The organism is Nocardioides ureilyticus (genome assembly GCF_051280745.1).
In the GTDB taxonomy this organism is placed as follows: domain Bacteria; phylum Actinomycetota; class Actinomycetes; order Propionibacteriales; family Nocardioidaceae; genus Nocardioides.
This window is the reverse complement of sequence record NZ_JBNCOG010000015.1, coordinates 14,720-38,433: the sequence shown is the minus strand read 5'-3', so window position 1 is coordinate 38,433 and position 23,714 is coordinate 14,720. Positions and strand designations below refer to the sequence as shown.

The window sequence follows — 23,714 nt, the reverse complement described above, 5'->3', positions numbered from 1 at the left end:
GCCGCGCGCGGCTCGGTGGTCAGGCGACCGCGCGGCGGCCCACCACGTCGTACGTCGCGCACAGGAACGCGCCGTTGCGGCCGTGGTCGACCAGCCGCAGGTCGAACGGGCGCGGAAAGAGCGGCCGGCCGGCGCCCAGGGTCACCGGCGCGATCGAGAGGCGGAGCTCGTCGAGGAGCCCGGCCTCGGCGAACTGGCAGGCGAGGTCGCCGCCCCCGACCACCCAGACGTCCTTGCCCGCCGCTGCCTCCACCATCGCGGCGTGCACCGGCGCGACGTCGCCGGAGGTGATCGCGACGTTCGCGGCGACCGGCTCGAGGTCGCGGTGGGTGAGCACCCAGGTCGGCTGCTCGTAGGACCACTCCTCTCCCGTCCCGGCGAGGTGGTCGAGCAGCCACTCGTAGGTCGTCGCCCCCATCGCGAGCGCGCCGACCCCGGCGATGAACGGGGCGTAGTCGTGCATGCCGCCCTCGTCCAGGGGCTGGGTGAAGAGCCAGTCGAGCGAGTCGTGCTCGTCGGCCAGGAAGCCGTCGAGCGTGGTGGCGGTGTAGTAGACGGTGCGGGTCATCGGAGGCTCCTCCTCGTGCGGCTCCAGGTGATCGGGTCGCCGTCGTCGACCGGGACGCCCAGCATCCGCAGCATCAGCCGCGCCAGCTGGCGGCGGTGCGAGGCGTAGGTGAGGACGTGGGCGACCACCTCGCCGAGCACGAAGCTCTCCGGCGGTTCGCAGAGCGCGTCGACGAGGCGGTCGCCCCACGCGCCCCGACGGTCGATGTCCCGGACGACGGCCAGCCACCGCGGCGCGACCGCGTCGTGCCGCTCGACCAGCCACAGGACGTCGCCGTCGCCCCGCGCGGGGGTGTCGAGCCCCTCGATCGAGGCCAGCCACACCTCCTTGCTGAACACCTGGCTCTCGAGCACGGCCGCCACCGACGGCTCCTCACCGTCCCACTCGAGCACGCGGTGCCCCGGGAGCACCGCCAGGTGCAGGGTCTCCTCGGGCAGGCCCTTGGCGAGCTCGAGCAGCGCCCGGGTGTCGTCGAGGTCGTGCTGCAGCAGCTGCTCGGTGACCGGGTCGCCGGTCGGGGTGCCGGCCGCCTCGGTCGCGTCGACCCACAGCGAGGTCGGCGGGTGGAAGTGGATGCCGTTGGGCGCCGGCAGCCAGTGGTCCCGCGGGCCGCCCGCCGCGACGGCGCTCGGCGGCTCGCCGTAGGTCCGGGCGAAGGCGCGGCTGAACCCCTCCACGCTCTCGTAGCCCGCCGCGAACGCCACCTCGGTCACCCTCCTGCCCTGGCGCAGCTGCCACGCCGCCCGCTCCAGCTCCACCCGGCGCCGCATCGCCACCGGCGGCTCGCCGGCGTCGCGACGCAGCCGGCGGGAGAAGTGGTACGGCGAGGAGTAGGCGTCGCCCGCCATGTCGGCCAGCGTCCGGTTCTCCTCGTCGAGCACGGCGTCGAGCAGCTCACGCAGCCGGTCGCGCCCCTGCGGTCGGTCGTCCATGCCGACCAGTCTGGGCCCGCCACGGCCTCCGGCGCCCGACCGATCTTGCTCCTCTGCGCTGCCCTCGGTCGGGATGCCGGATCAGCGTGCCGACGCGGCCCCGAGCAGCGTGAGCCCGAGGCCGGTGACCCCGCGCGCCCGCGCCGAGAGCACCACCACCGACGTGCCCAGGTCGGGACGGGACCCGACGAAGCAGCGGTAGCCGCCCGTGCCGCCGTCGTGGAAGAGCATGCCGTCAGGCCCGACCAGCCACCCGAGCGCCACCTTCGCCGGACCGAACCGGCCTGCGGGGCGACGGGGCTCCCGCGCCGCGGCGGCCGCCGCGGCCAGCGGGCCGGCGTACCCCTCGTCGAAGGTGGCGGTCCAGCGCAGCAGGTCCGCCGCGGTGGAGACCACGCCGCCGGCGCCGGCCAGCAGGTTGAGGTCCCAGCGGCCGGCCGGACGGCCGCGCCACCCGTGGCCCGGGGCGAGCCGGCGCTCCTGCCCCGGGCGCGGGACGACGCCGGTGTCGACGAGGCCGAGCGGCCCGGTGAGGCGATCGGCCAGCAGCGTGGCGTAGTCGGTGCCGGCCGCGCGGGCGAGCGCCCAGCCGAGCATCCCGGCGCCGAGGTTGGAGTAGCTGAACCGCCGGCCCGGCGCGGCCTTCGGACGGGTCGCGGCGATGGCGGCCGTCAGCGTCGCCTCGTCGTAGCGCGCGTAGGGGTCGTTCCGCTCGCTGGTCATGCCGGTCCACAGCGCACCCCGCGGCAGGCGCGGGAGGCCGGAGTGGTGGGTGGCCAGGTCCAGCAGCGTGATCGGCCGCTCGACCACCGGCGGCGCGGCCGGCAGGTAGGAGCCGACCGGGTCCTCGAGGCCCACGACGCCCTCCCGGGCGAGGTCGGCCAGCAGGAGCGCGGTCATCGTCTTGGTGACCGAGCCGATCTCGAGCAGGGAGGCGGCGCCGTCGGGCAGGTCCCCGCGCTGGTCGTAGGTGGTGCCGTCCTGGGTCCGGATGCCGACGACGAGGCCGGTGCCGTCGTCGCGGCGCCGGGCGAGGACCTGGTCGATGCTCAGCCGGCGAGGCACGTCGTTACCCTCTCACGACGGTCGGCTGCCGAAGTACTGAACCAACGCAGGTGGCGGGGCCGGACCCACGCGTGGCCGGAGCCGCGGACCCGTCGTTGGCTCAGTACTTCGGCGACGCACCCGGGGTCGCTGCGTCGGCGATGGCGGCCAGCGCCCGGTCGACCCGGTCGGGGTCGTCGTGACGGACCCAGACCACGCGAGGGTCCTTGCGGAACCAGGAGTCCTGTCGGCGGGCGAACCGCCGGGTCGCGACCACGGTCCGCTCACGCGCCTCCTCGAGGCTGATCTCCCCGGCGAGGTGCGCCGCCACCTCGCGGTAGCCGATCGCCCGCCCCGCGGTCCGCCCCTCGGCCAGGCCCTCCTCCAGCAGCCGCGCCACCTCGTCGACCAGGCCCGCGGCGAACATCGCGTCGACCCGCTGCTCGATGCGCGCGTCCAGGGTCGGCCGGTCCACGTCGACGCCGACCTGCACCGTGCCCGCGTCGAGGTACTCCAGCTGCGGCAGGGAGGCGCTGAACGGCCGGCCGGTCAGCTCCACCACCTCCAGCGCGCGGACCGTGCGACGGCCGTTCTCCACGAGGATCCGGTCGGCGGCCTCGGGATCGACCGCACGCAGCCGCGCGTGCATGGCCGCGGGCCCGACCTCGGCGAGCTCCGCCTCGAGGCGGGCGCGGAGGGCCTCGTCGGTGCCCGGGAAGTCGAACCGGTCGAGCACCGCGCGGGTGTAGAGGGCCGACCCCCCGACCAGCACCGGCACCCGGCCGGCCGCCCGCAGGTCGGCGACGACCGAGCGGGCCCATCCCTGGAACTCGGCCACGCTCGCTGGCTCGCGGACCGACAGGCGGTCGAGCAGGTGGTGCGGGATGCCGCGGCGCTCGGCCGGCGGGAGCTTCGCCGTGCCGATGTCCATGCCGCGGTAGAGCTGCATGGCGTCGGTGTTGAGCACCTCACCGCCGAGCCGCTCGGCGAGGTCGAGGGAGAGAGCCGTCTTGCCGCTCGCGGTGGCACCGACCACGGCGACGATCGGCAAGCCCCGGATCGAGGAGATTGCGATCGGCCCCATCTGGCTAGTGTGTCAAGGAACCCCGTCACCGACCGGAAGGGGCCAGCATGACCGCGCCGATCCCCGAGCGCAGCAACGAGCCGGCGCTCGACGTCGACCAGGACGTGCCCGACCAGGAGCACCGCAGCGACCTGACGAACGGCACCATCCCGAGCGCCGCGGCCGAGGCCGAGCAGGAGCACAACGCCGAGACGTCCTTCCCGGAGCCGAGCCAGTGACCCAGCTTCCCGAGAACCCCACACCCGACGAGCACCAGCCCGACGACCCGCCCCCGACCGACGAGGCGGCCGACCCGACGAGCTACGCGCCGCAGGAGCCGGCCTCCGACGAGACCGGCACCGTCTACGAGCGCGCGACCGGCGAGCCCGCCGTGACGCCGGCGGACGAGCTCGTCGACGACGAGGAGGACGAGCTGTGAGCCAGCCCAGCGACCAGCACGGGAACCCGCCCGGCAACCCCCCGCCGGGGAACCCGCTGCGCGACGACGAGCCGGCCGCCGAGACGGGCGCCGACCGTCGGCCGCGGGGTGACGTCGACCCCGAGCACCTCCGCGAGCCGGTCGCCGGCTCGGAGGCCGACCACCGCCACGGCGACCGCCCTGAGTGAGCGTGCCGTGAGTGGCCCGGAGGGGCGGTTCGTGGTGGTGCCGGCCGCCTACGTCTTCCTGCTGCGCGACGGCCTCGCCGGCCCGGAGGTGCTGCTGCAGCTGCGCCGCGGCACGGGCTACATGGACGGCCACTGGGCCGCCGCGGCCGCCGGCCACGTCGAGCGCGGCGAGACGGCGTACGACGCAGCCGAGCGCGAGGCACGCGAGGAGGTCGGCGTGGAGGGGCTCGACCTGCAGCTGGTGACCGCGATGCAGCGCACCGGCGGCGGCGAGCCGATCGACGAGCGGATCGACTTCTTCTTCACCTCCTACACCTGGCTCGGGGAGCCGCGGATCGTGGAGCCGGAGAAGTGTGCCGACATGCGGTGGTGGCCGCTCGAGGCGCTCCCGGACCCGGTGGTCCCGCACGAGCTCGCGGTGTTGCGGGCCGTGCGGTCGGGTACCGCCACGCCGTACACCACGTTCGGCTTCCGAGGAGACCGTTGATGCCCGAGGACGACAGGACGACCGACACCGGCAGCGGCGACCTCGCCCCGAAGCCCGAGCCGGAGATCGAACCGGGCGAGCCCGAGCCGGGCGGCGCCGACGCCATCGAGGACCCCGGCGGCCGGGCCATCCCGGACCTCACCCCCGACCAGAACCCCGCCATCGAGGACAAGACGCCGGCCGACCTGCGCGAGCAGATGTCGGGCAGCGAGGACACCTCGACCGACGCCACCGACGCGAGCGGCGAGGACGCCGGGGCCCAGGACACCGGCAGCGCCGAGGAGGGGAAGGCCGGATGAGCGACCAGCACGCGGGCCGCACACCCCGCGACACGTCCAGCGACACCCCGAGCGACCTGCCGGGGAACCCGCCGGTGGACGAGGACCTGGCCGAGCCCCTGCGCGCCTCGAACCCCAACAGCACCGGGCCGCAGGGCGCGGCCGGTGGCATGGGCGTCAGCTCCGAGCGGGTCGGCCACGCCGGGCCCGGGCAGGCGGCCACCGACGGGATGCGCGACAACTCCGCGGTCGGCGAGGCCCGCACCGACGACCCGCCGCCGGAGCAGTCCGAGGGCGCCCCGGAGGCGAACCCGACCGGCCTTGCCCCGAAGGCCGGCTACCCCCGCGCCGACCCGCGGTCGAAGGAGAAGCGGTTCCAGGCCAAGCCGGACGTCTGAGCCCTCAGCGGCAGGCGGGCGCGTCCGGCAACGGCGCCGGCACGCCGACGCTCGGCATGCCGAGGGTGACGCCGACGGTGGCGGGCGCCGCCGTACGGGCCTCCCACGCGTCGCCGGAGCGGGTACGCCGTACCGCCAGCACGCGGTCGGCGACCAGGTGGTGCGGGGCGGCGTAGGTGACCTCGACGGTGACCATGTCGCCGGGCCGGGGCGAGCCCAGCTCGGCGGGCGGCGCGGCGAAGTGGACCAGCCGGTTGTCCGGCGCGCGTCCCGACAGCCGGAGGGTGGCGGCGTCCTTGCGGCCCTCGCCCTCGGCGACCATCAGCTCGACGGTCCGGCCGACGATCCGCTTGTTCTCCTCCCAGGCGATCTCGGTGACTAGCTCGGACAGCCGGCCGTAGCGGTCCTTGACCACCTCCGGCGGGACCTGCTCGTCGAGGACGGCGGCCGGGGTGCCGGGGCGCTTGGAGTACTGGAACGTGAAGGCGCTCGAGAACCGCGACTCGCGGACCACGCGCAGCGTCTCGAGGAAGTCCTCCTCGGTCTCGCCGGGGAAGCCGACGATGATGTCGGTGGTGATCGCGGCGTCCGGGATCGCGGCGCGGACCCGCTCGATGATGCCGAGGTACTTGCTGGACCGGTAGGAGCGGCGCATCGCGCGCAGCACCCGGTCGGAGCCGGACTGCAGCGGCATGTGCAGGCTGGGCATGACGTTCGGCGTCTCGGCCATCGCCTCGATGACGTCGTCGGTGAACTCCGCGGGGTGCGGGCTGGTGAACCGCACCCGCTCGAGGCCCTCGATCTTCCCGCAGGCGCGGAGCAGCTTGGAGAAGGCCTGCCGGTCGCCGAACTCCACGCCGTAGGCGTTGACGTTCTGGCCGAGCAGGGTCACCTCGGTGACCCCTTCGGCGACGAGTGCCCGGACCTCGGCGAGGACGTCACCGGGTCGGCGGTCCTTCTCCTTGCCGCGCAGCGCGGGCACGATGCAGAACGTGCAGGTGTTGTTGCACCCGACCGAGATCGAGACCCACGCGGCGTACGCCGACTCCCGCTTGGTCGGCAGCGTGCTCGGGAACACGTCGAGGCTCTCGAGGATCTCGACCTGCGCCTCCTCCTGCACCCGAGCACGCTCGAGGAGCACCGGAAGCGACCCGATGTTGTGGGTGCCGAAGACGACGTCGACCCACGGCGCCTTCTCGGTGATGGTGGACCGATCCTTCTGGGCCAGGCAGCCGCCGACGGCGATCTGCATGCCCGGCCGCGCGGCCTTCACCGGAGCGAGGTGGCCGAGGTTGCCGTAGAGCTTGTTGTCGGCGTTCTCCCGCACGGCGCAGGTGTTGAACACGACCACGTCGGCCTGCTCGCCGTCCGCCGGCGCGACGTACCCCGCGTCCTCCAGCAGGCCGGTCAGCCGCTCGGAGTCGTGGACGTTCATCTGGCACCCGTAGGTGCGGACCTCGTAGGTGCGCGGGGCATCGGTGGTGGCAGGCATGACCGGTCCAGGGTACGGCGGGCGCGCGGGGCCGGCGGAATCCTGCAGGAGTGACGGCAACCCCGCCTGCCCCCGGTCGCGACGCCGGCCGCGGCTCGGACGGAACGCTGTCCGGCCTCGTCGCGTCGTACGGGCATGCGTCTGGTCACGGCTCTGCTGCTCGCGTCGCTGCTCGCGGGGTGCGGCCGTGCCGTCGGTGACGGCCCTGCCGGGTCGGCCGACCCGGCCCATCCCTCCGGGGCCGGTCCCGGGCGGTGGACCGCGCTGCCCGCGCCGCCGCTCTCGCCCAGGGAGGCGCCGGTCGCGGCGATGGTCGACGGGGAGGCGGTCTTCGTCGGCGGCTACGGCGGCCCGCCGTGCCCAGCCACCGCCGCCTGCCGCTACGGCGAGCCCGGCGAACGTCGGGACGGAGCCGCGTGGAACCCCTCGACGGGCACCTGGCGGCGGATCGCGGACGCGCCCGTGTCCGTGCCGTTGTGGGCGCCGTCGGCGGTCATCGGGACGCAGCTGTACGTCCTCACCGGAGACGGGTTGGTGGCCTGGGACAGCCGGCAGGACGCGTGGCGACGGCTCCGGACCCCACCGGAGGCGAGAGACGGTGGGCTCCTCGCCGACGGCGACCGGCTGGTCCTGCCGTCCTGGAGCGACGAGAACGGCGTGGGCCCCGACCACGTCCTGGACACCTCGACCGGCCGGTGGTCCACCCTGCCGGCCGACCCGCTCGAGCCGTCGTACGACCGCTTCCTGACCGCCACGCCGCACGGCCTGGTCCTCACCGCCAAGCCGATCGCCCCCGGTGGGAGGCTTGCCGACCCGGCGCTCGTCCACGCCGCGATCCTGCCCCCGGGCGAGGAGGAGTGGCGCGTGCTGCCGACCAGCGACCAGCTCGGGGGCTGGCGCTGGTCGTGGACCGGTGAGCGACTGGTCGACCCGACCCCCGGTGGCGCCGACGGCGGAGAGGTCGACAACTTCGGCCGGACCATCCCCTACGGAGGCGCCCTCGACCCGGCGGCCGGCACGTGGAGCCGACTGCCGAACGCCCCCGAGGAGCACACGGGCGGCTGGCCGGTCGAGGCGCTGGGCGGCCCGCTCCTCGCCGCCGAGGGCTGGCTCTACGACGACCGTTCCTCCACCTGGACCCGGCTGCCGCAGCCCGCCGGCGGCCCAGCGGAGCCGGGCACGGCGACCTGGGTCGGCGAGCACCTGGTCGTGCTCGGCGGCACCGACTGGGGCGGCTCCGGCGGCGTCCGCTCGACCGGGGCGTGGGTGCTTCACGCCGAGGCGTGACCGAGGGTGAGCCCCGCGGGCGGCCGATCACCGCACATCGCCGGCTCGCCCGGTTCCCAACGGCACCTGGCGCCACACTCCTCAGGAGACTCCTGCAAGCCCCCAGGTCACGATCGGATTCCGGTCGCGATCTCGGCGCACGCGAGCATGGCCACCTCGGGCCCGATGTGGCTAGGGTCATCGGCCATGACGAGCCTGGAGAGCCGACCGGCCCCCACCGGCCGGGGTGACGCACTGGTCGTGATGGACCACGTGGACAAGTGGTTCGGCGACCTGCACGTCCTCAAGGACATCGACCTCACCATCAAGCGCGGCGAGGTGGTGGTGGTGATCGGCCCGTCCGGCTCGGGCAAGTCGACGCTGTGCCGCACGATCAACCGGCTCGAGGCCATCGACAAGGGCGAGATCCTCCTCGACGGTCAGCCCCTGCCGGCCGAGGGCAAGGCACTGGCGAAGCTCCGGGCCGAGGTCGGCATGGTCTTCCAGAACTTCAACCTCTTCGCGCACAAGACGATCCTCGAGAACGTCACCCTCGGGCCGATCAAGGTCCGTGGCCAGAAGAAGGCCGACGCCGACAAGCGCGGCATGGAGCTGCTGGAGCGGGTGGGGATCGAGCACCAGGCCCAGAAGTACCCCGCTCAGCTCTCCGGCGGCCAGCAGCAGCGCGTCGCCATCGCCCGGGCGCTGGCGATGGACCCGAAGGTGATGCTCTTCGACGAGCCGACCTCGGCGCTGGACCCCGAGATGATCAAGGAGGTCCTCGACGTCATGGTCGACCTCGCCGAGGGCGGCATGACCATGGTCGTCGTCACCCACGAGATGGGCTTCGCCAGGAAGGCCGGCGACCGGGTGATCTTCATGGCCGACGGCGCGATCGTCGAGGAGAACACCCCCGAGGAGTTCTTCACCAACCCGCAGTCCGAGCGTGCTCAGGACTTCCTCGGCAAGATCCTGGAGCACTGAGCCCGGCACGAGCCGGGGTCGACCACTCGCCTCGAGAAGACCGACGCACAAACGAATCGAAGGAGTGACCATGGGGATGACCCGGATGAAGGCCGCGGCCGCTGTCAGCGGCCTCGTGCTCGCGCTGGCCGGCTGCGGAAGCGACGACGGAGGCGTCGACGTGGCGGTGGAGGACAACCCGGAGTTCGAAGCCGGCAGCCGGATGGCCGAGCTCTCCGAGGCGGGCGAGATCACCATCGGCGTCAAGTACGACCAGCCCGGCATCGGCTACCTCGAGCCGGGGGCCGACGAGCCCAGCGGCTTCGACATCGAGATGGGCAAGATCGTCGCCGCCCAGCTCGGCATCGCTCCCGAGGACATCACGTGGGAGGAGACTGTCTCCGACAACCGTGAGCCCTTCCTCCAGAACGGCACCGTCGACCTCGTGCTCGCGTCGTACTCCATCACCGACGAGCGGCGCGGCGTCGTGGGTCAGGCCGGCCCGTACTACGTGACCGGTCAGCAGCTGCTGGTGCGCGAGGAGGACAAGGAGAAGATCACTGGCCCCGACGACCTCGACGGAGTGAAGGTCTGCTCGGTCACCGGCTCCACCTCCATCAAGACGGTGACCGAGGAGTACGGCGCCGACCCGGTGCCGTTCGACACTTACTCCGACTGCGTGACCCAGCTGCAGAACGGCTCCGTCGACGCCGTCACCACGGACGGCGCCATCCTCCTCGGCTATGCCGCGCAGGCGCCCGACGAGCTCGAGGTCGTGGGCGAGCCTTTCAGCGAGGAGCGCTACGGCATCGGCTTCAACAAGGACAACACCGAGATGTGCGAGTTCCTCAACGACGCCATCCAGGAGTCCTACGACGACGGCAGCTGGGCGGAGGCCTTCGAGGCGACGCTCGGGGAGTCCGGCGTCGAGACCCCCGAGCCCCCGCAGGTCGACGAGGGCTGCCAGGCAAGCTGATTTCGCCCGCACGTCCCTGGCCTGTCACGAGCCGGCCGGGGACGTGCGGAGCCGACGCCAGCCACCGCAACGACCCCCAGGACGACCATGACGAGTGAGTACATCAGCGAGGCCTTCAGCCGCATCGTCGGGGCCTTCGGCCTGACGCTGCAGATCCTGGTCTACTCGATGGTCGTGGCAACCCTGGTCGGGTTGATGCTGGGCGCGATGCGGGTCTCCCCCATCCCGACGCTACGCGCGGTCGGCACCGTCTACGTGAATCTCTTCCGCAACACGCCCCTGGTGGTCCTGTTCATCTTCGCCGCCGTTGGCCTGCCCGACCTCGGACTACTCGTCGACTCCAGCTACCTCGGGCAGAACACCTTCTTCTGGCGCGCTGTCACCGCCCTCGGCCTCTACACGGCCGCCTTCGTCTGCGAGGCGGTGCGCTCGGGGGTCAACACCGTCGACGCTGGCCAGGCCGAGGCCGCTCGCGCGATCGGGCTGGACTTCACCGGCTCGCTGCGCCACGTGGTGATGCCACAGGCGCTACGCAACGTCGTGCCGCCGCTGACGAGCGTCTATGTCGCGCTCACCAAGAACACCTCGGTCGCCGCCGGCTTCGGCGTCACCGAGGCGACCTACCAGCTCAGCGACCTGATCCGGGACTTCCCCGGCAGCCTCTGGTGGAGCTTCATCGGCATCGCGCTGGGATACGTCATCATCGTCGCCGTCCTCGTGATGACGTCGAAGACCTTCGAGCGACGGACGGCGGCAGCGCGATGACCTCAGTCCTCTTCGACCTGCCGGGACCGAAGGCGCGGGCGCGCCACCGCCTGCTCACCGTGCTCTTCCTCATCATCGTGGCCGCCATCGCGGCGTGGGCGACGTGGAAGTTGTGGGAGGCCGAGGCGATCACACCCGACCAGTGGGAGTTCCTCGGCGAGCCTCGCATCGTCGAGGCTCTCCTGGAGGGCTTGCTCGACACCCTCAAGATCGCTGCCGCGGCGATCGCCCTCTCCCTCGCCTTCGGGGCTGTCTTCGCGGGCATGCGGCTTTCCGAGTCGCCCATCCTCCGATGGCCCGCCGTGCTGGTCGTCGAGTTCTTTCGCGCCGTTCCCGTGCTGCTGCTGATCCTGGTGATCTTCTTCGGCTTCTCGGACGTGATCGGCCGGTTCTGGGCGCTGGTTCTCGCACTGATGCTCTACAACGGCTCGGTCCTGGCGGAGGTCTTTCGGGCCGGGGTGCAGTCGGTCCCGAAGGGGCAGAGCGAGGCGGCGTACGCGGTGGGGATGACGCGCCGTCAGACCCTCCGCCTCGTCCTCGCGCCCCAGGCGGTGCGCGCGATGCTGCCGGCGATCATCAGCCAGTGCGTCGTGGCGCTCAAGGACACGGCTCTCGGGTTCATCATCGGCGCCCCAGGGATCATCGAGGTCGGCTCCCGGATCTGGATCTCGCCCGCGTACCTCAATCCATTCGCCGTGGCCGTCGTCCTCGCCGTCGTCTTCATCGTCATCAACTACGCCCTCTCCAAGCTGGCGGTCATCCTCGAGGCGCGGCTGTCCGGACGGGACCGGTCGCCGAGCGGTGGTGCAGCCGTCGAGGGGACACCACAGGCTGCCGGCGCGTGAACCCCGTGACACGCCCACGCCCCACTCGTTGACCGGAGCGTGTGCGACCGTCACCTCCCCCCGCTGACCCGCCGCAGCCTGCTCGCCGCCGGCCCGGCCGGGGCGGTGGTCGTGGGCGCCACCGGATCGGCGGAGGCGGCGGGGAGCCGGACACTGACCTTCTCCGGCCGGTTCACCGGCGTGGGCACGCCGGACTGGCACTACCTGCCGTTCCGGATGCCCCGCGGCGTCCGCGAGGTCGAGGTCCGGCTCAGCCACGAGAAGCTCGACACAGGCGTGGGCCTCTCGTTCAACATCATCGACCTCGGCATCCTCGGCCCCGGCGGCTCCTTCCGCGGGTGGTCGGGCGGTGCCCGCGAGCAGTTCCGGATCAGCCGGAGCCGAGCGACGCCGGGCTACCTCGCGGGTGACCTCGACCCGGGCACGTGGCGGGTCGTCCTCGGCCCGTTCACGGTCGTCCCGCCCGGCGTGGAGTGGACCGTGACGGTGACGCTGCGGAGGGGCGCGCCCGGGCGGCGCTTCCGCCCCCGGCCGGCGCCGCGCGCCGTCCGCGGGACCGGGCCCGGCTGGTACCGCGGCGACCTGCACACCCACACCGTCCACTCCGACGGGCGCTGGACGCAGGCGCGCCTGCTGGCCGCGGCCCGCGCCGCCGGGCTGGACTTCCTCGCCTCCACCGAGCACAACACCTCCTCGGCCCACCTCACCTGGGGCCGGCAGGCCACCGACGACTTCCTCGTCATCCCCGGCGAGGAGGTCACCACCCGCGCCGGCCACTGCGTGGCCTTCGGCCAACCCGCGGGCGCCTGGCTCGACTGGCGCTTCCGCGACGACGCCAGCCTCGCGCGGGTCACCGGCCGGGTGCGCCGGCTCGGCGGCGTCTCCATCGCCGCGCACCCGCACGTTCCGACGTCGGGCTCCACCTGGTCCTACGGGTACGACGAGGTCGACGCGGTCGAGGTCTGGAACGGACCGTGGACCCTCGACGACGAGGCCACGCTGGCCACCTGGCACGCGCAGCTGGTGGCCGCACCGGCATCGGGGACGTGGCTGCCGGCCGTCGGCTCCTCCGACACCCACCACGAGGGTCAACCCGTCGGGACGCCGCACACGGTCGTACGAGCGGAGACGCTCTCGGTCGGCGCGGTCGTCGCCGCGGTCCGCGCCGGGCGGGCGTGGCTGGCCGAGACCAGCGACGTCGACCTGGCGCTCACCGCCACGGCCGGCGACCGGACGGCGAGCTGCGGCGACGCGCTCGGCGCCGGGCCGGCCGAGCCCGTCGACGTACGCCTCGAGGTGACCGGCGTGCCTGGTTGCCTGGCGCAGCTGGTCGGGCCGCTCGGGCCGCTCGCGGGTGCGGTCGCCGACGGGTCGGGCGCGGCGACGCTGAGCGCGACGGTCGCGCCGGCGCTGGCGCCGTTCGTGCGGGCGGAGGTACGCCGCCTCGACGGCGAACCCGTGCTCGACCCGCTCCGGGGCGTGCCGGGGCTCGCGATGGTCGCGCTGACGAACCCGGTGTGGCTGGGTCGTCCGCCGGGGATCAGCCCTTCGGGCCCTTCGCCGGCCGCGGGGTGACCCAGAGCCGGATCGTGCCCTCGATGACGACGGTGCCGTCGTCGCGGACCCCGCGCACGCGGACCGGGAGGTCACCACCGCCGTCGGGGATGTCGGTCCACTGCTCCGGGTCGGTCTCCGCGACGCAGGTGATGTCGCTGGTCGCCTTGGCGGTGTAGCCGACCTCCATCCCCTTCGGGATCCACCGCTTGTCGGCGGGGATGGTCGCCTCGGCGAGCGCGCCCATCGCGGCCTCGAGGCCGTTGCAGAGGGCGATCGCGTGGACGGTGCCGAGGTGGTTGTGGACGCCCCGGCGCTTCGGGATGACCAGCTCGGCGCGGTTCGGGCGGATCTCGGTGAACCGCGGCCGGATCGTCGCGAAGTACGGCGCCTTCTGGGCGAAGAGCAGCGAGAACACCCGCGCGCCGAGCACCGGGCCGACGACCGGCAGCTGGGTGGCGGAGCGCCACATGGAGAGGACCTGGCTCATGGGGTCAGGTTACTCCCGAGTAACCACGAGCGCCAGCAACGCCCGCCCCCGGCCTGCGGACACCGCACGGAGCAGGTCAGCCGAGGGCGAGCACGAACCTCTCCAGGTCGGCCAGGCGCTCCTCGTCGATCGACCCGCCGTCGGCGAGGTGCCGGCGCAGGTCGGCGGTGATCATCGCGAACGCCGCTCGGTCGAGGGCGCGCGAGACCGCCTTGAGCTGCGGGATGACCAGGTCCACCTCCTGACCCTCCTCGATCATCCGCAGCACCCCGGCCAGCTGGCCGTGGGCACGCTTGACACGGTTGACGACAGCCGAGTTGTCGACCGACTGGAGTGGCATCTCTCGGGATCTCCGGGATTCTTCGGGGAACCGCGACCCCGGTGGGGCTCGCGGTGCTAGTGTTGCGTGCCGGTCCGATACCCCCGAAGGTATCGACCGTCAGGTATGTCGGCCGGCTGCGGACGGCCCCTCGGGTGGAGCTCCCCCCGCTTCTCCCGAGGGGTCGCCCACGGCCGGTCGACGCCGTGGACAACGGCCGACACCCCGCCGAAGTTACGCACCAGTAACGAGTTCCACCCGATTCCCGTGCCCGTCGTAGGCGTGGAACCGCTGGTGCCCCGTGAAGGTGTGCCGCTCGCGCCAGTCGACCTCGAAGCCGGCGGCCGTGAGCCGTTCGCCCAGGGTCTCGAGCGTGGCGACGTCGTCGACGGCCAGCGCCGGGTGCGCCTTGCGCGCCGGCACGAACGGCTCCTCGACGCCGACGTGGATCTCCGCCTCCCCCGACCGGAACCAGGCACCACCACGCCCGGCGAGCTCGGGCGGCTTGGGCACCTCGGTCATGCCGAGACCGTCGCGCCAGAACCGACGGGCGACCTCCTCGCCACCGGCGGGGCAGGCCAGCTGGACGTGGTGAAGCCGGATCATGCCGCCACCTGCGCGACCACGAAGACCCGGCGGAACGGCAGGACCACGCCGCCGCCTCGGTCCGGGTACGCCGCACGCAGCCGCGACCGGAGCTCCTCCTCGAAGGCCGGTCGCAGGTCGTCGGGCAGCGCCTGGAGCGTCGGGCGGGCGCCGGTGCCGGACACCCACGCGAAGACCGGGTCGGGCCCCGTGAGCACGTGGAGGTAAGTCGTCTCCCAGGCGTCGACCCGACAGCCCAGCCGCGTCAGCGCCTCGAGGTACGTCCCGGCGTCGTGCGCGGCGGGCACGGCGACGTCACCAAGGTGCTCGGCGTACGGCGGCTCGTCGGCGAGGTCGCGGCGGATCACGTGGCTGGGCTCCTCGAAGTTCCCGGGCACCTGGAGCGCGAGCCAGCCGCCGGGCGCCACGGAGGCCGCCAGCCGCGGGAGCAGGTCGAGGTGGCCGGGCACCCACTGCAGCGTGGCGTTCGAGACGAGCACGTCGACCGGCGCCGCGGGCGACCAGTCGCGCAGGTCCGCCACGTCGTAGGCGACGCCGTCCCCGCGCTCGCGCGCCGCGGCGACCATCTCCGGGCTCGAGTCGAGACCGACGACCCGCGCGCCGGGCCAGCGGTCGGCCAGCAGCGCCGTCAGGTTGCCCGGCCCGCACCCGAGGTCGACCACGGTCTCCGGCGCCGTGGCGCCCACGCGGGACAGCAGCTCGACGAAGGGCCTGCCCCGCTCGTCGGCGTAGCGGAGGTAGCGCTGCGGGTCCCAGGTGTGCGTCGCGGCCATGGCTCCATGGTGCTCCCAACTTATCTTGACGTCAAGATTCTCGACGTCCGCTACAGTGCGGGCATGCGGGACGAGGTCGACGAGCTGGTCGAGGCGTGGGCGCGCGAGCGCGACGACCTGGACCTCGAGCCGGTCGCCGTGTTCAGCCGGATCTCCCGACTGGCCCGCCACCTCGACCTCGCCCGGCGCCGCGCCTTCACCGCGCACGCCATCGAGTCGTGGGAGTTCGACGTCCTCGCCGCCCTGCGCCGGGCCGGCTCGCCGTACGAGCTCTCCCCCGGCCGGCTGCTGCGCGAGACGCTGGTGACCAGCGGGACGATGACCAACCGGGTCGACCGGCTGGCGGCCCGCGGGTTCGTCGAGCGCTACCCCGACCCGGACGACCGCCGGGGCGTCATCGTGCGGCTCACCGCCGAGGGGAAGGCCGCCGTCGACGGCGCCTTCACCGCCCTGCTCGACGCGGAGCACGAGCTGCTGGCGGACCTGCCGGACGCCGAACGGCAGCAGCTGGCCGGCCTGCTGCGTCGGCTGCTCGCCCCGTTCGCCTGAGGCCCCGGCTCCGACCTACTCGAGCAGCTCCGCGGCCTCGAGCCACTCCAGCTCGAGCTCTTCCTTCTCGGCGGCCAGCTCCTGCAGCTCCGCGCTCAGCCGCGCGAGCTCGGTGTAGTCCTGGGCGTGCTCGAGCACCGCGGCGTTGAGCTCGGCCTCCCGCTCGGCGATCTTCTCCAGCCGCTTGTCGATGCGGTTGACCGTCTTGCGCGCCGCACGCTCCTCGGCGCTGCCGGCCTTCACCTTCCCCGGCGCCGGCGGCCGCGCGGACCCACCGCCGGTCGAGTCGGGAGTTCTGACCGTTGAGTCGCCCGATTCGACGGGCACAGGTCCCGACTCGACGGGCACAGGTCCCGACTCGACCTGACGGCGCGCGAGGTACTCGTCGACGCCACCGGGGAGCATGGAGATCTGCCCGTCTCCGAGGAGCGCCCAGACCGAGTCGGTGACGCGCTCGAGGAAGTACCGGTCGTGGCTGACCACGACCAGGGTGCCGGGCCAGCCGTCGAGGAAGTCCTCGAGCACGTTGAGGGTCTCGATGTCGAGGTCGTTGGTCGGCTCGTCGAGGAGCAGGACGTTCGGCTCGGTCAGCAGCAGCCGCAGCAGCTGGAAGCGCCGCCGCTCGCCACCGGAGAGATCACCGATCCGGGCGGTCAGCCGGTCACCGGTGAAGCCGAAGCGCTCCAGCATGGAGGTCGCGGTCAGCTCCTGGCCGTCGGCGGTCTTCGTGAGCCGGCGGATCGACTCGACCGTCGGCAGCACCCGCCCGTCGGGGTCGAGGTCGTCGAGCTGCTGGCTCAGGTGCTGCAGCGCCACCGTCCGTCCGTGCTTGACCCGGCCCGCCGTGGGCGCCAGCTCGCCGGTGAGCAGCGAGAGGACCGAGGTCTTGCCGGCGCCGTTGACCCCCACGAGGCCCACCCGGTCCCCCGGGCCGATCCGCCACGTCGCGTGCCGCAGCAGCACCCGACCGCCGGCCGTGGGGTCGCCGCGCACCAGGTCGACGTCCTCGACGTCGATGACGTCCTTGCCGAGCCGCTGGGTGGCGAAGCGCTGCAGCTCGAGACGGTCGCGCGGCGGCGGGACGTCCTCGATGAGCTGGTTGGCGGCGTCGATGCGGAACTTCGGCTTCGAGGTCCGCGCCGGCGGCCCGCGCCGCAGCCAGGCCAGCTCCTTGCGGACGAGGTTCTGCCGGCGGGCCTCGGAGGCGGCGAGCTGTCGCTGCCGCTCGGCCTTGGCCAGCACGAAGGCGGCGTACCCGCCCTCGTAGGCGTCGACCTGGCCGTCGTGGACCTCCCAGGTCCACTGGCAGACCGCGTCGAGGAACCACCGGTCGTGGGTGACCACCACGAGGGCCGAGGAGCGCCCCGCGAGGTGCTCGGCCAGCCAGGCGACGGCCTCGACGTCGAGGTGGTTGGTGGGCTCGTCGAGGACGACGAGGTCGTGGTCGCCGAGCAGGAGCGCGGCCAGCGAGCAGCGCCGACGCTCACCACCGGAGAGGCCGGAGACGGAGCGGTCGAGCGTCACCCCGGCCAGCAGCACCTCGACGATCTCGCGGGTGCGGGGGTCGGCGGCCCACTCGTGGTCGGCGCGGCCGCCCAGCACGGCCTCCCGGACGGTGTGGGTGTCGACGAGCTCGTCGCCCTGGTGGAGGTAGCCGACGAGGAGCCCCCGCTGGCGGGAGACGCGACCGGTGTCCGGCTCCTCCAGCCCGGTCATCACCTCGAGCAGCGTGGTCTTGCCCTCGCCGTTGCGCCCGACGATGCCGATCCGGTCGCCGGCGCCGATCCCGAGGGAGACGTCGGTGAGCAGCGGACGCACGCCGTAGGACTTCGAGACCCGCTCGAGATTCAACAAGTTGGCCATGGTCAGGCGTACTCCACCAGGTGGGCACCGGCGACCGGGCCGTTGGCCACGAGCACCTGCGGGTGGGCGCGCTCCAGCGTCGCCGCGACGTCGCGGGCGTGGTCGGCGGACTCGCAGAGGAAGACGCACGTCGGGCCGGAGCCGGAGACCAGCCCGCGCAGGGCGCCGGCATCCCGACCGCGGTCGAGCAGCTCACCGAGGTCCGGGCGCAGGTCCACCGCGGGCGCCTCCAGGTCGTTGTGGAGCGCCAGGGCGAGCCGGCGGGGGTCGCCGGAGGCCAGGGCCGCCAGCAGCGCGTTCGGGTGCCGGGGCTCGGCCGCGGCGTCCGGGAACATCTCGTCGAAGTGGCGGTACACCGCAGGCGTCGAGAGCCCCTGCGCGGAGGGGACCACGACCCACCACCAGGTCGCCTCGTCGGTCACCGGCTCGACCACGTCGCCCCGGCCGGTGCCCAGGGCGGTGCCGCCGAGGAGCGCGAACGGGACGTCGCTGCCCAGCTGGGCGGCGATGCCGAGGAGGTCCTCGTCGGTGGTGCCCGCGTCCCAGAGCCGGTCGAGGGCGACGAGCGCGGCCGCGGCGTCCGCCGACCCACCGGCCATGCCACCGGCGACCGGGATCGCCTTGACCACCGAGACCAGCCCGGTCGCGGGGATGCCGTGGTGGGCGGCGAGCAGCGCGGCGGCCCGGTCGACGATGTTCGCGCCGTCGGCCGGCAGGACGGAGGCGTCGAACCAGTCGGGCGCCGACATGCACACGCCCCAGTCGTCGGCGGGGGTCGCGGTCAGGTCGTCGCAGAGCCCGACGGCGTGGTAGACGGTCGTCACCGGGTGGAAGCCGTCCGGGCGGGCGGCGCCGACCCCCAGGTGCAGGTTGATCTTGGCCGGCGCGCGGACCGTCACGGCGCTCACCCGCCGGCTCCGGCGGGCAGCCCCTCGGCGATGCGGGCGAAGTCCTCGACCGCCAGGGACTCGCCGCGGGCGAGCGGGTCGACGCCCGCGTGGGCCAGCGCCGCGTCGACGGCCTCGGCCGAGCCGGCGAGGCCCCGGAGGACCCCGCGCAGCGCCTTGCGCCGCTGGGCGAAGGCCGCGTCGACGACCGCGAAGACCTGCTCGCGGGAGGCCGTGGTCGCGGGCGGGTCGCGGCGCTCCCACCCGACCAGGCCGGAGTCGACGTTCGGCGCCGGCCAGAAGACGTTGCGGCCGATGGCGCCGGCCCGCCGGACCGAGGCGTACCACGCGGCCTTGACCGACGGGACGCCGTACACCTTGGAGCCGGGTCGCGCGGCCAGCCGGTCGGCGACCTCCGACTGCACCATGACCAGGCCGCGCTCGAGCGTCGGCAGCAGCTGCAGCAGGTGGAGGAGCACGGGCACCGAGACGTTGTACGGCAGGTTCGCGACCAGGGCCGTCGGCGGGGGGCCGGGGATGTCCCGCACCCGCATCGCGTCGGCGAGCACGACCTCGAGCCGGTCGGCCTGGGCGGGCGCGTGGGCCCGGACGGTGTCCGGCAGGGCGGCCGCCAGCTTCTCGTCGACCTCGACCGCCACGACCCGGCCGGCGACCTCGAGCAGGGCGAGGGTCAGCGAGCCGAGGCCGGGCCCGACCTCGATGACGACGTCGTCGGCGCCGACGCCGGACTCCCGCACGATCCGCCGGACGGTGTTGGGGTCGATGACGAAGTTCTGCCCGCGCTGCTTGGTCGGCCGCAGGTCGAGCGCGGCCGCGAGCTGACGCACCTCCGCCGGCCCGAGCAGCCTCGGACCGGCGGAGGTGTCTGACATGGGCCTCAGGCTACTGAGGCGTCCCGAGCCGCTCGTCAGCGAGGCAGGCCGAGCTTGGAGGAGCAGTGCGGCCAGGAGCCGTACCCGCCGGTCGCGGCACGGAGCCGCTCGGCCACGGCGATCTGGGTCTCGCGGCTCTGCTGGTGCGGGTAGCCGGGGCCGCCGTAGGCGCGCCACGTCGACAGCGAGAACTGCAGGCCGCCGTAGTAGCCGTTGCCGGTGTTGATCGCCCAGTTGCCGCCGGACTCGCACTGGGCGAGCCGGTCCCAGACCGTGCCGCCGCTGGCGTAGGTGGCCGCGGCCGGCTCCGGCTCCGGCTCCGGCTTGGTCCCGACCCGCACGACCTCGGTGACCGGCGCCCGGGTGACCCGGGAGCGGACGACGTCGGTCGAGACCACCTCGCCGTTGCGGTAGGTCAGGCGGTAGGTGACGTCGCGCAGGCCGTCGCGGCCGGCCCGGACGGTGGTCGACTCGCCCTCGAGCATCGAGCCGTCGGCGCGCTCCTCGGTGTCGTGGGCGATGGTCTCGCCGGTGACCTTCTTGGTCTCGACCCGGACGTCGGTGAAGACGATGCGGTCGCCGTCGGCGATGGTGCGCCCCAGACCGGGCTTGGTCCGGTCGCGCTTGCCCGGCTCGACGCCGAGCTCGCCGAGGGCCTCCTCGACGGTGAGCGCGGTGACCGTGCGCTTGCGCCAGTCCTTCGCACCCAGCTTCACGCGGATCGTCTTCGGGGTGACCACCTCGAGCGACAGCCCGTCGCGGTCGATGGCCCCGCCGCGGCTGACCGACAGCGCGGCGCCGTCGAAGGAGCGGCCCAGCTGCCCCAGGGCACCGGCCACCTCGGTGGCGGTCACCCAGTGCGTGGTCGTCTCGCCGTCGACGGTGAGCTCGACCGGGCGGCCGAAGCGGACAGCGATCTCGGTGCCGTCGGACACCTCCTCGTCGAGGCCCGGCGCGACGCGGTCGTGCTGACCCACCTCGATGCCCTGGTCCTCGAGGACGTCCCCGACCGTGGTGCCCATCGAGGTCACCTGCTGCTCCTCACCGTCGAGGGTGAGGGTGACCGACTTGCTGAGCGCCGAGTAGCCGAGCGTGGTCCCGGCGACCGCCAGCGCGACGACGGTGGCCAGGACCACCATCACCACTCGACTGCGGCTCCACGAGACCACCCGCGGTGCGATTGTGCTGCGCACGATTCTCCGAACGTCGTCCTCCCCGGTCCTCGGGCACCGGCGCGTGCGCACGGGGCCGCCTCGCAGCGGCCCGTCGTGGCGTCGTGGGCCACCTCCGGAGGCTTCCCCACCCCTGGACGGCACCGCCCTCGCGCACCGGAAGATCATCCCGATCCCGGCCTTCTGCACTCCAGCAGAACAGTCCTCGGAGGCGATCGCAAACCCTCGCGGACCGGTGTGGGCGGCCTCTCACCACACTAGTCAGGGCTCTCAGGGCTCTCAGGGCTCTCAGGGGGCGGCCGCGGCGTCACCAGGATGTCACCAGGATCCGCCGAAGGCCTCCTCGGTGCTCGCGTCGATCGCCCGGCAGAGCTCCTCGAGGTCGTCCCCGCGGACCTCCGCCATGGCCCGCACGGTCACCGGGACGAGGTACGACGCGTTGGTGCGGCCGCGGTGCGGATGGGGCGTGAGGTACGGCGCGTCGGTCTCGACGAGCACCCGGTCGCGCGGGGCCACCACGAGCGCGTCGCGCAAGGACGCGGCGTTCTTGAAGGTGACCGTCCCGGCGAAGGAGAGGTAGGCGCCCCGGTCCAGGCAGGCCCGGGCGAAGGCGGCGTCACCGGAGAAGCAGTGCATCACCCACCGGTCGGGCACGCCCTCCTCGTCCAGCACCCGCAGCACGTCGTCGTGGGCGTCGCGGTCGTGGATCACGAGGGTCTTGTCCAGCCGCTTGGCGAGGTCGATGTGGCGCCGGAACGACTCCACCTGCACCGCCCGACCCTCCTCGCCGGTGCGGAAGTGGTCGAGCCCGGTCTCGCCGACGGCGCGCACCTTGTCGTGGGCACCGGCCAGGGCCTCGATCTCGGCGAGCGCGTCGTCGAGGCTCGTCCCCTGCTCGACCAGCCGGGGTGCCTCGTTCGGGTGCAGCGCGACGCCGGCGACCAGCGCGTCGTGAGTCGCGGCCGCCTCCACCGCCCACCGGGCACCGCGCAGGTCGCAGCCGATCTGGACGATCCGCGGGACGCCCACCTCGGCCGCCGCGGCGATGGCGGCGGCCGGGTCGGCCGGCGGTGACACCTCGGGGCCACCCCGGCCGAGGTCGAGGTGGCAGTGGTTGTCGACGACCGGCGCCGGCAGCGGCTCCGGCGCGGGTGGCCGCTCCTCCTCACGGTCGCTCACGTGCCGGCCACCCGCTCGAGGACCGCCTCGGCGAGCGCCTCCGGCGCCTGGGTGGGGATCCAGTGGCTGACGCCCTGGAGCACGACGAGCTCGTAGTCGGCGCGGCAGTAGCGCTCGGTGAGCTCCGGGCCGCGGCGGGCGAGCGCCGAGTCGCCGTCGCTCCACACCATCGTCGTCGGCACCTTGATCGAGCGACCCATGAGCGAGCGGTCGGAGAGCGGGAGGGCGCGGTACCAGCCGAGCGCGTGCGGCAGGGCGCCGTCCTCGACCACCTCCTCGCGCACCCGGGCGAGCTCGTCGTCCTCCATGCCCGAGGCGCGCAGGAAGTGCTCGAAGAGCCGGCCGCCCCCGGCGTGGGCGAGCAGCTCGACGACCTTCGGCACCTGGAAGAGGCCGATGTACCAGCTGCGGAGCGCCTGGTCGGAGGAGGTCATCGCGGCGCCGAACGCCGCCGGGTGCGGCACGGACACGGCGGTCAGCGTGCGCACCAGCTCCGGGTGCTGGCCGGTCAGGACCCACGCGACCTGGGCGCCCCAGTCGTGGCCGACCAGGTGCACGGGGCGACCGATCGTCCGCACGAGGGCCGCCACGTCCTCGGCCAGGAGCTCGGTCCGGTAGTGCCGGCGCCCCTCGGGCCGCGCGCCCGGCGAGTAGCCACGCTGGTCCATCGCGTAGGTGCGCAGGCCGGCCTCGTGCAGCAGCGGGGCGACCCGGCGCCAGGAGCTGGCACGCTCGGGGAACCCGTGCAGCAGCGTCACCGGGTCACCGTCGAGCGGCCCGTCGTCGACGACGTCGAAGGTCAGGCCGTCGTGGTGGAACCGGGCCAGGCGCTCGCTCATGCTCATCCCTCTTCCCTCATCAGGTCGATCGGTGGACCAGGTCGTAGACCTCCCGCTTGGGCACCCCGGCCAGGCGGGCGACCTCCACGATCGCCTCCTTGCGGCTGGTGCCCTCCGCCTCCCGCTCGGCGACGGCCGCGCGCAGGCTCGCGGGGTCGGTGCCCACCTCGGCCGTCGGCGACGCACCGGCGACCACGACCGTCACCTCGCCGCGCACCCCGTCCGCCGCCCAGGCGACGAGCTCGGCCAGCGCGCCGCGGCGCACCTCCTCGTGGGTCTTGGTCAGCTCGCGGCACACCGCGGCCGGGCGGTCGTCGCCGAACGCCTCGGCCATCGCGGCCAGCGCGGCCCCGGTGCGGTGCGGTGCCTCGAAGAAGACCATCGTCCGCTCCTCGCGGGCCAGCCCGGCCAGGCGCCGGGAGCGCTCGCCGGCCTTGCGCGGCAGGAAGCCCTCGAAGCAGAACCGGTCGACCGGCAGCCCCGAGACGGCCAGCGCGGTCAGCACGGCGCTCGGCCCGGGGACGGCGGTCACCGGCACGTCGTGCTCGACCGCGGCCGCGACGAGGCGGTAGCCGGGGTCGGAGACGCTCGGCATGCCCGCGTCGGTCACCAGCAGGACCCGGTCGCCGGCGAGCAGCGCCTCGAGGAGCGCCGGGGTGCGCGCTGCCTCGTTGCCCTCGAAGTACGACACCACCCGGCCGCCGATGCTCACGCCGAGGTCGCTGGTGAGCCGCTTGAGCCGGCGGGTGTCCTCCGCGGCCACCACGTCGGCGCCCGCGAGCTCCTCGGCGAGCCGGGGCGGGGCGTCCGCGACGCGCCCGATCGGCGTGGCCGCGAGCACGAGCGTGCCGGTCGGCGGAGGCGTCATGGACCGATCATGTCAGCC

At 73.8% G+C, this 23,714-nt stretch carries 29 protein-coding genes; 13 read left to right on the top strand and 16 right to left on the bottom strand.

Annotated elements, in window-relative coordinates; all coding sequences use genetic code 11:
• Positions 1-19 precede the first annotated feature (19 nt).
• The 4 genes from ACSMHG_RS10310 to miaA form a co-directional block, all read right to left on the bottom strand.
• Positions 20-568 carry a dihydrofolate reductase family protein gene (locus ACSMHG_RS10310; RefSeq protein WP_435744467.1) on the bottom strand — a complete coding sequence of 183 codons (549 nt, stop codon included), beginning with the start codon at positions 566-568 and terminating at the stop codon, positions 20-22.
• The gene (locus tag ACSMHG_RS10305; protein WP_435744464.1) at positions 565-1,500 is read right to left on the bottom strand and encodes a helix-turn-helix domain-containing protein; all 936 of its coding nucleotides are present in this window, start codon (positions 1,498-1,500) and stop codon (positions 565-567) included. Before ACSMHG_RS10305 ends, ACSMHG_RS10310 begins: the two co-directional genes overlap by 4 nt.
• Positions 1,501-1,581: 81 nt before the next feature.
• Positions 1,582-2,565, bottom strand: a complete 984-nt coding sequence (locus ACSMHG_RS10300) for a serine hydrolase domain-containing protein (protein WP_435744462.1) — start codon at positions 2,563-2,565, stop codon at positions 1,582-1,584.
• A 100-nt stretch (positions 2,566-2,665) separates the two neighbouring features.
• On the bottom strand, positions 2,666-3,628 hold the full coding sequence (gene miaA / locus ACSMHG_RS10295) for a tRNA (adenosine(37)-N6)-dimethylallyltransferase MiaA (RefSeq protein ID WP_435744460.1): 963 nt from the start codon (positions 3,626-3,628) through the stop codon (positions 2,666-2,668).
• Between the two features lie 47 nt (positions 3,629-3,675).
• Between miaA and ACSMHG_RS10290 the strand changes: the two genes are divergently transcribed.
• The 6 genes from ACSMHG_RS10290 to ACSMHG_RS10265 are packed head-to-tail and all read left to right on the top strand — an operon-like array spanning position 3,676 to position 5,397.
• Positions 3,676-3,846 (top strand): hypothetical protein, encoded by a 171-nt coding sequence (locus ACSMHG_RS10290; RefSeq protein ID WP_435744458.1) that lies wholly within the window; start codon positions 3,676-3,678, stop codon positions 3,844-3,846.
• On the top strand, positions 3,843-4,046 hold the full coding sequence (locus ACSMHG_RS10285; protein WP_435744455.1) for a hypothetical protein: 204 nt from the start codon (positions 3,843-3,845) through the stop codon (positions 4,044-4,046). The genes ACSMHG_RS10290 and ACSMHG_RS10285 overlap by 4 nt, the downstream gene beginning before the upstream one ends.
• Complete coding sequence (locus ACSMHG_RS10280; RefSeq protein ID WP_435744453.1) at positions 4,043-4,234, top strand: hypothetical protein; 192 nt, start codon at positions 4,043-4,045, stop codon at positions 4,232-4,234. The genes ACSMHG_RS10285 and ACSMHG_RS10280 overlap by 4 nt, the downstream gene beginning before the upstream one ends.
• Before the next feature lie 7 nt (positions 4,235-4,241).
• The gene (locus ACSMHG_RS10275) at positions 4,242-4,721 is read left to right on the top strand and encodes an NUDIX domain-containing protein (protein WP_435744451.1); all 480 of its coding nucleotides are present in this window, start codon (positions 4,242-4,244) and stop codon (positions 4,719-4,721) included.
• Positions 4,721-5,020, top strand: a complete 300-nt coding sequence (locus ACSMHG_RS10270; RefSeq protein WP_435744449.1) for a hypothetical protein — start codon at positions 4,721-4,723, stop codon at positions 5,018-5,020. Before ACSMHG_RS10275 ends, ACSMHG_RS10270 begins: the two co-directional genes overlap by 1 nt.
• Entirely contained in the window at positions 5,017-5,397 is a 381-nt protein-coding gene (locus ACSMHG_RS10265) for a hypothetical protein (protein WP_435744447.1), read from the top strand. Before ACSMHG_RS10270 ends, ACSMHG_RS10265 begins: the two co-directional genes overlap by 4 nt.
• A gap of 4 nt (positions 5,398-5,401) precedes the next feature.
• Here ACSMHG_RS10265 and miaB read toward each other — a convergent pair whose 3' ends face one another.
• Positions 5,402-6,889, bottom strand: coding sequence for a tRNA (N6-isopentenyl adenosine(37)-C2)-methylthiotransferase MiaB (gene miaB, locus ACSMHG_RS10260; RefSeq protein ID WP_435744445.1), 1,488 nt, complete (start codon positions 6,887-6,889; stop codon positions 5,402-5,404).
• 135 nt (positions 6,890-7,024) lie between these two features.
• Here miaB and ACSMHG_RS10255 point away from each other — a divergent pair, with 135 nt between their 5' ends.
• The 6 genes from ACSMHG_RS10255 to ACSMHG_RS10230 all read left to right on the top strand — a co-directional run bounded on the left by ACSMHG_RS10255 (position 7,025) and on the right by ACSMHG_RS10230 (position 13,279).
• A complete protein-coding gene (locus tag ACSMHG_RS10255) occupies positions 7,025-8,176 on the top strand; it encodes a Kelch repeat-containing protein (RefSeq protein WP_435744443.1) in 1,152 nt (383 codons plus the stop codon).
• 243 nt (positions 8,177-8,419) lie between these two features.
• Positions 8,420-9,139 (top strand): amino acid ABC transporter ATP-binding protein, encoded by a 720-nt coding sequence (locus ACSMHG_RS10250; RefSeq protein ID WP_435744566.1) that lies wholly within the window; start codon positions 8,420-8,422, stop codon positions 9,137-9,139.
• Positions 9,140-9,215: 76 nt separating this feature from the next.
• On the top strand, positions 9,216-10,094 hold the full coding sequence (locus ACSMHG_RS10245) for a glutamate ABC transporter substrate-binding protein (RefSeq protein WP_435744441.1): 879 nt from the start codon (positions 9,216-9,218) through the stop codon (positions 10,092-10,094).
• Between the two features lie 87 nt (positions 10,095-10,181).
• Positions 10,182-10,859, top strand: coding sequence for an amino acid ABC transporter permease (locus tag ACSMHG_RS10240; RefSeq protein ID WP_435744438.1), 678 nt, complete (start codon positions 10,182-10,184; stop codon positions 10,857-10,859).
• A complete protein-coding gene (locus ACSMHG_RS10235) occupies positions 10,856-11,704 on the top strand; it encodes an amino acid ABC transporter permease (RefSeq protein ID WP_435744436.1) in 849 nt (282 codons plus the stop codon). The genes ACSMHG_RS10240 and ACSMHG_RS10235 overlap by 4 nt, the downstream gene beginning before the upstream one ends.
• 39 nt (positions 11,705-11,743) lie before the next feature.
• Positions 11,744-13,279 (top strand): CehA/McbA family metallohydrolase, encoded by a 1,536-nt coding sequence (locus ACSMHG_RS10230; RefSeq protein WP_435744433.1) that lies wholly within the window; start codon positions 11,744-11,746, stop codon positions 13,277-13,279.
• Here the strand turns inward: ACSMHG_RS10230 and ACSMHG_RS10225 are convergent.
• The 4 genes from ACSMHG_RS10225 to ACSMHG_RS10210 all read right to left on the bottom strand — a co-directional run bounded on the left by ACSMHG_RS10225 (position 13,245) and on the right by ACSMHG_RS10210 (position 15,446).
• Positions 13,245-13,748, bottom strand: a complete 504-nt coding sequence (locus ACSMHG_RS10225; RefSeq protein ID WP_435744431.1) for a hotdog fold domain-containing protein — start codon at positions 13,746-13,748, stop codon at positions 13,245-13,247. The two genes, ACSMHG_RS10230 and ACSMHG_RS10225, sit on opposite strands and share 35 nt — an antisense overlap.
• Positions 13,749-13,824: 76 nt before the next feature.
• Positions 13,825-14,088: a metal-sensitive transcriptional regulator gene (locus ACSMHG_RS10220; RefSeq protein WP_435744429.1), complete on the bottom strand. Its 264-nt coding sequence runs from the start codon at positions 14,086-14,088 to the stop codon at positions 13,825-13,827.
• 213 nt (positions 14,089-14,301) lie between these two features.
• Positions 14,302-14,673, bottom strand: coding sequence for a VOC family protein (locus ACSMHG_RS10215; protein ID WP_435744427.1), 372 nt, complete (start codon positions 14,671-14,673; stop codon positions 14,302-14,304).
• Positions 14,670-15,446, bottom strand: coding sequence for a trans-aconitate 2-methyltransferase (locus ACSMHG_RS10210; protein ID WP_435744425.1), 777 nt, complete (start codon positions 15,444-15,446; stop codon positions 14,670-14,672). The genes ACSMHG_RS10215 and ACSMHG_RS10210 overlap by 4 nt, the downstream gene beginning before the upstream one ends.
• Before the next feature lie 63 nt (positions 15,447-15,509).
• Between ACSMHG_RS10210 and ACSMHG_RS10205 the strand changes: the two genes are divergently transcribed.
• Positions 15,510-15,995: a MarR family winged helix-turn-helix transcriptional regulator gene (locus ACSMHG_RS10205; RefSeq protein ID WP_435744422.1), complete on the top strand. Its 486-nt coding sequence runs from the start codon at positions 15,510-15,512 to the stop codon at positions 15,993-15,995.
• A gap of 15 nt (positions 15,996-16,010) precedes the next feature.
• On the opposite strand, the gene ACSMHG_RS10200 is transcribed toward ACSMHG_RS10205, so the two are convergent.
• From ACSMHG_RS10200 to rsmI, 7 genes are all read right to left on the bottom strand, one after another.
• On the bottom strand, positions 16,011-17,858 hold the full coding sequence (locus ACSMHG_RS10200) for an ABC-F family ATP-binding cassette domain-containing protein (RefSeq protein WP_435744419.1): 1,848 nt from the start codon (positions 17,856-17,858) through the stop codon (positions 16,011-16,013).
• A gap of 2 nt (positions 17,859-17,860) precedes the next feature.
• Positions 17,861-18,766, bottom strand: a complete 906-nt coding sequence (locus tag ACSMHG_RS10195) for a 4-(cytidine 5'-diphospho)-2-C-methyl-D-erythritol kinase (protein ID WP_435744417.1) — start codon at positions 18,764-18,766, stop codon at positions 17,861-17,863.
• Positions 18,763-19,638, bottom strand: coding sequence for a 16S rRNA (adenine(1518)-N(6)/adenine(1519)-N(6))-dimethyltransferase RsmA (gene rsmA, locus ACSMHG_RS10190; RefSeq protein ID WP_435744414.1), 876 nt, complete (start codon positions 19,636-19,638; stop codon positions 18,763-18,765). Before rsmA ends, ACSMHG_RS10195 begins: the two co-directional genes overlap by 4 nt.
• A gap of 35 nt (positions 19,639-19,673) precedes the next feature.
• Positions 19,674-20,831, bottom strand: a complete 1,158-nt coding sequence (locus ACSMHG_RS10185; RefSeq protein WP_435744412.1) for a resuscitation-promoting factor — start codon at positions 20,829-20,831, stop codon at positions 19,674-19,676.
• A 297-nt stretch (positions 20,832-21,128) separates the two neighbouring features.
• Positions 21,129-21,989, bottom strand: coding sequence for a TatD family hydrolase (locus ACSMHG_RS10180; RefSeq protein ID WP_435744410.1), 861 nt, complete (start codon positions 21,987-21,989; stop codon positions 21,129-21,131).
• Entirely contained in the window at positions 21,986-22,828 is an 843-nt protein-coding gene (locus tag ACSMHG_RS10175; protein WP_435744408.1) for an alpha/beta fold hydrolase, read from the bottom strand. Before ACSMHG_RS10175 ends, ACSMHG_RS10180 begins: the two co-directional genes overlap by 4 nt.
• Positions 22,829-22,847: 19 nt before the next feature.
• Complete coding sequence (gene rsmI, locus ACSMHG_RS10170) at positions 22,848-23,696, bottom strand: 16S rRNA (cytidine(1402)-2'-O)-methyltransferase (protein ID WP_435744406.1); 849 nt, start codon at positions 23,694-23,696, stop codon at positions 22,848-22,850.
• Between the last annotated feature and the right edge of the window lie 18 nt (positions 23,697-23,714).

Bases quoted from the DNA above. Each gene is read 5' to 3' on its own strand.
- ACSMHG_RS10310 (WP_435744467.1), bottom strand. From the start codon at position 568: ATGACCCGCACCGTCTACTACACCGCCACCACGCTCGACGGCTTCCTG.
- ACSMHG_RS10305 (WP_435744464.1), bottom strand. From the start codon at position 1,500: ATGGACGACCGACCGCAGGGGCGCGACCGGCTGCGTGAGCTGCTCGAC.
- miaA (WP_435744460.1), bottom strand. From the start codon at position 3,628: ATGGGGCCGATCGCAATCTCCTCGATCCGGGGCTTGCCGATCGTCGCC.
- ACSMHG_RS10290 (WP_435744458.1), top strand. From the start codon at position 3,676: ATGACCGCGCCGATCCCCGAGCGCAGCAACGAGCCGGCGCTCGACGTC.
- ACSMHG_RS10270 (WP_435744449.1), top strand. From the start codon at position 4,721: ATGCCCGAGGACGACAGGACGACCGACACCGGCAGCGGCGACCTCGCC.
- ACSMHG_RS10265 (WP_435744447.1), top strand. From the start codon at position 5,017: ATGAGCGACCAGCACGCGGGCCGCACACCCCGCGACACGTCCAGCGAC.
- miaB (WP_435744445.1), bottom strand. From the start codon at position 6,889: ATGCCTGCCACCACCGATGCCCCGCGCACCTACGAGGTCCGCACCTAC.
- ACSMHG_RS10255 (WP_435744443.1), top strand. From the start codon at position 7,025: ATGCGTCTGGTCACGGCTCTGCTGCTCGCGTCGCTGCTCGCGGGGTGC.
- ACSMHG_RS10250 (WP_435744566.1), top strand. From the start codon at position 8,420: ATGGACCACGTGGACAAGTGGTTCGGCGACCTGCACGTCCTCAAGGAC.
- ACSMHG_RS10245 (WP_435744441.1), top strand. From the start codon at position 9,216: ATGACCCGGATGAAGGCCGCGGCCGCTGTCAGCGGCCTCGTGCTCGCG.
- ACSMHG_RS10240 (WP_435744438.1), top strand. From the start codon at position 10,182: ATGACGAGTGAGTACATCAGCGAGGCCTTCAGCCGCATCGTCGGGGCC.
- ACSMHG_RS10235 (WP_435744436.1), top strand. From the start codon at position 10,856: ATGACCTCAGTCCTCTTCGACCTGCCGGGACCGAAGGCGCGGGCGCGC.
- ACSMHG_RS10225 (WP_435744431.1), bottom strand. From the start codon at position 13,748: ATGAGCCAGGTCCTCTCCATGTGGCGCTCCGCCACCCAGCTGCCGGTC.
- ACSMHG_RS10220 (WP_435744429.1), bottom strand. From the start codon at position 14,088: ATGCCACTCCAGTCGGTCGACAACTCGGCTGTCGTCAACCGTGTCAAG.
- ACSMHG_RS10215 (WP_435744427.1), bottom strand. From the start codon at position 14,673: ATGATCCGGCTTCACCACGTCCAGCTGGCCTGCCCCGCCGGTGGCGAG.
- ACSMHG_RS10210 (WP_435744425.1), bottom strand. From the start codon at position 15,446: ATGGCCGCGACGCACACCTGGGACCCGCAGCGCTACCTCCGCTACGCC.
- ACSMHG_RS10205 (WP_435744422.1), top strand. From the start codon at position 15,510: ATGCGGGACGAGGTCGACGAGCTGGTCGAGGCGTGGGCGCGCGAGCGC.
- ACSMHG_RS10200 (WP_435744419.1), bottom strand. From the start codon at position 17,858: ATGGCCAACTTGTTGAATCTCGAGCGGGTCTCGAAGTCCTACGGCGTG.
- rsmA (WP_435744414.1), bottom strand. From the start codon at position 19,638: ATGTCAGACACCTCCGCCGGTCCGAGGCTGCTCGGGCCGGCGGAGGTG.
- ACSMHG_RS10175 (WP_435744408.1), bottom strand. From the start codon at position 22,828: ATGAGCGAGCGCCTGGCCCGGTTCCACCACGACGGCCTGACCTTCGAC.
- rsmI (WP_435744406.1), bottom strand. From the start codon at position 23,696: ATGACGCCTCCGCCGACCGGCACGCTCGTGCTCGCGGCCACGCCGATC.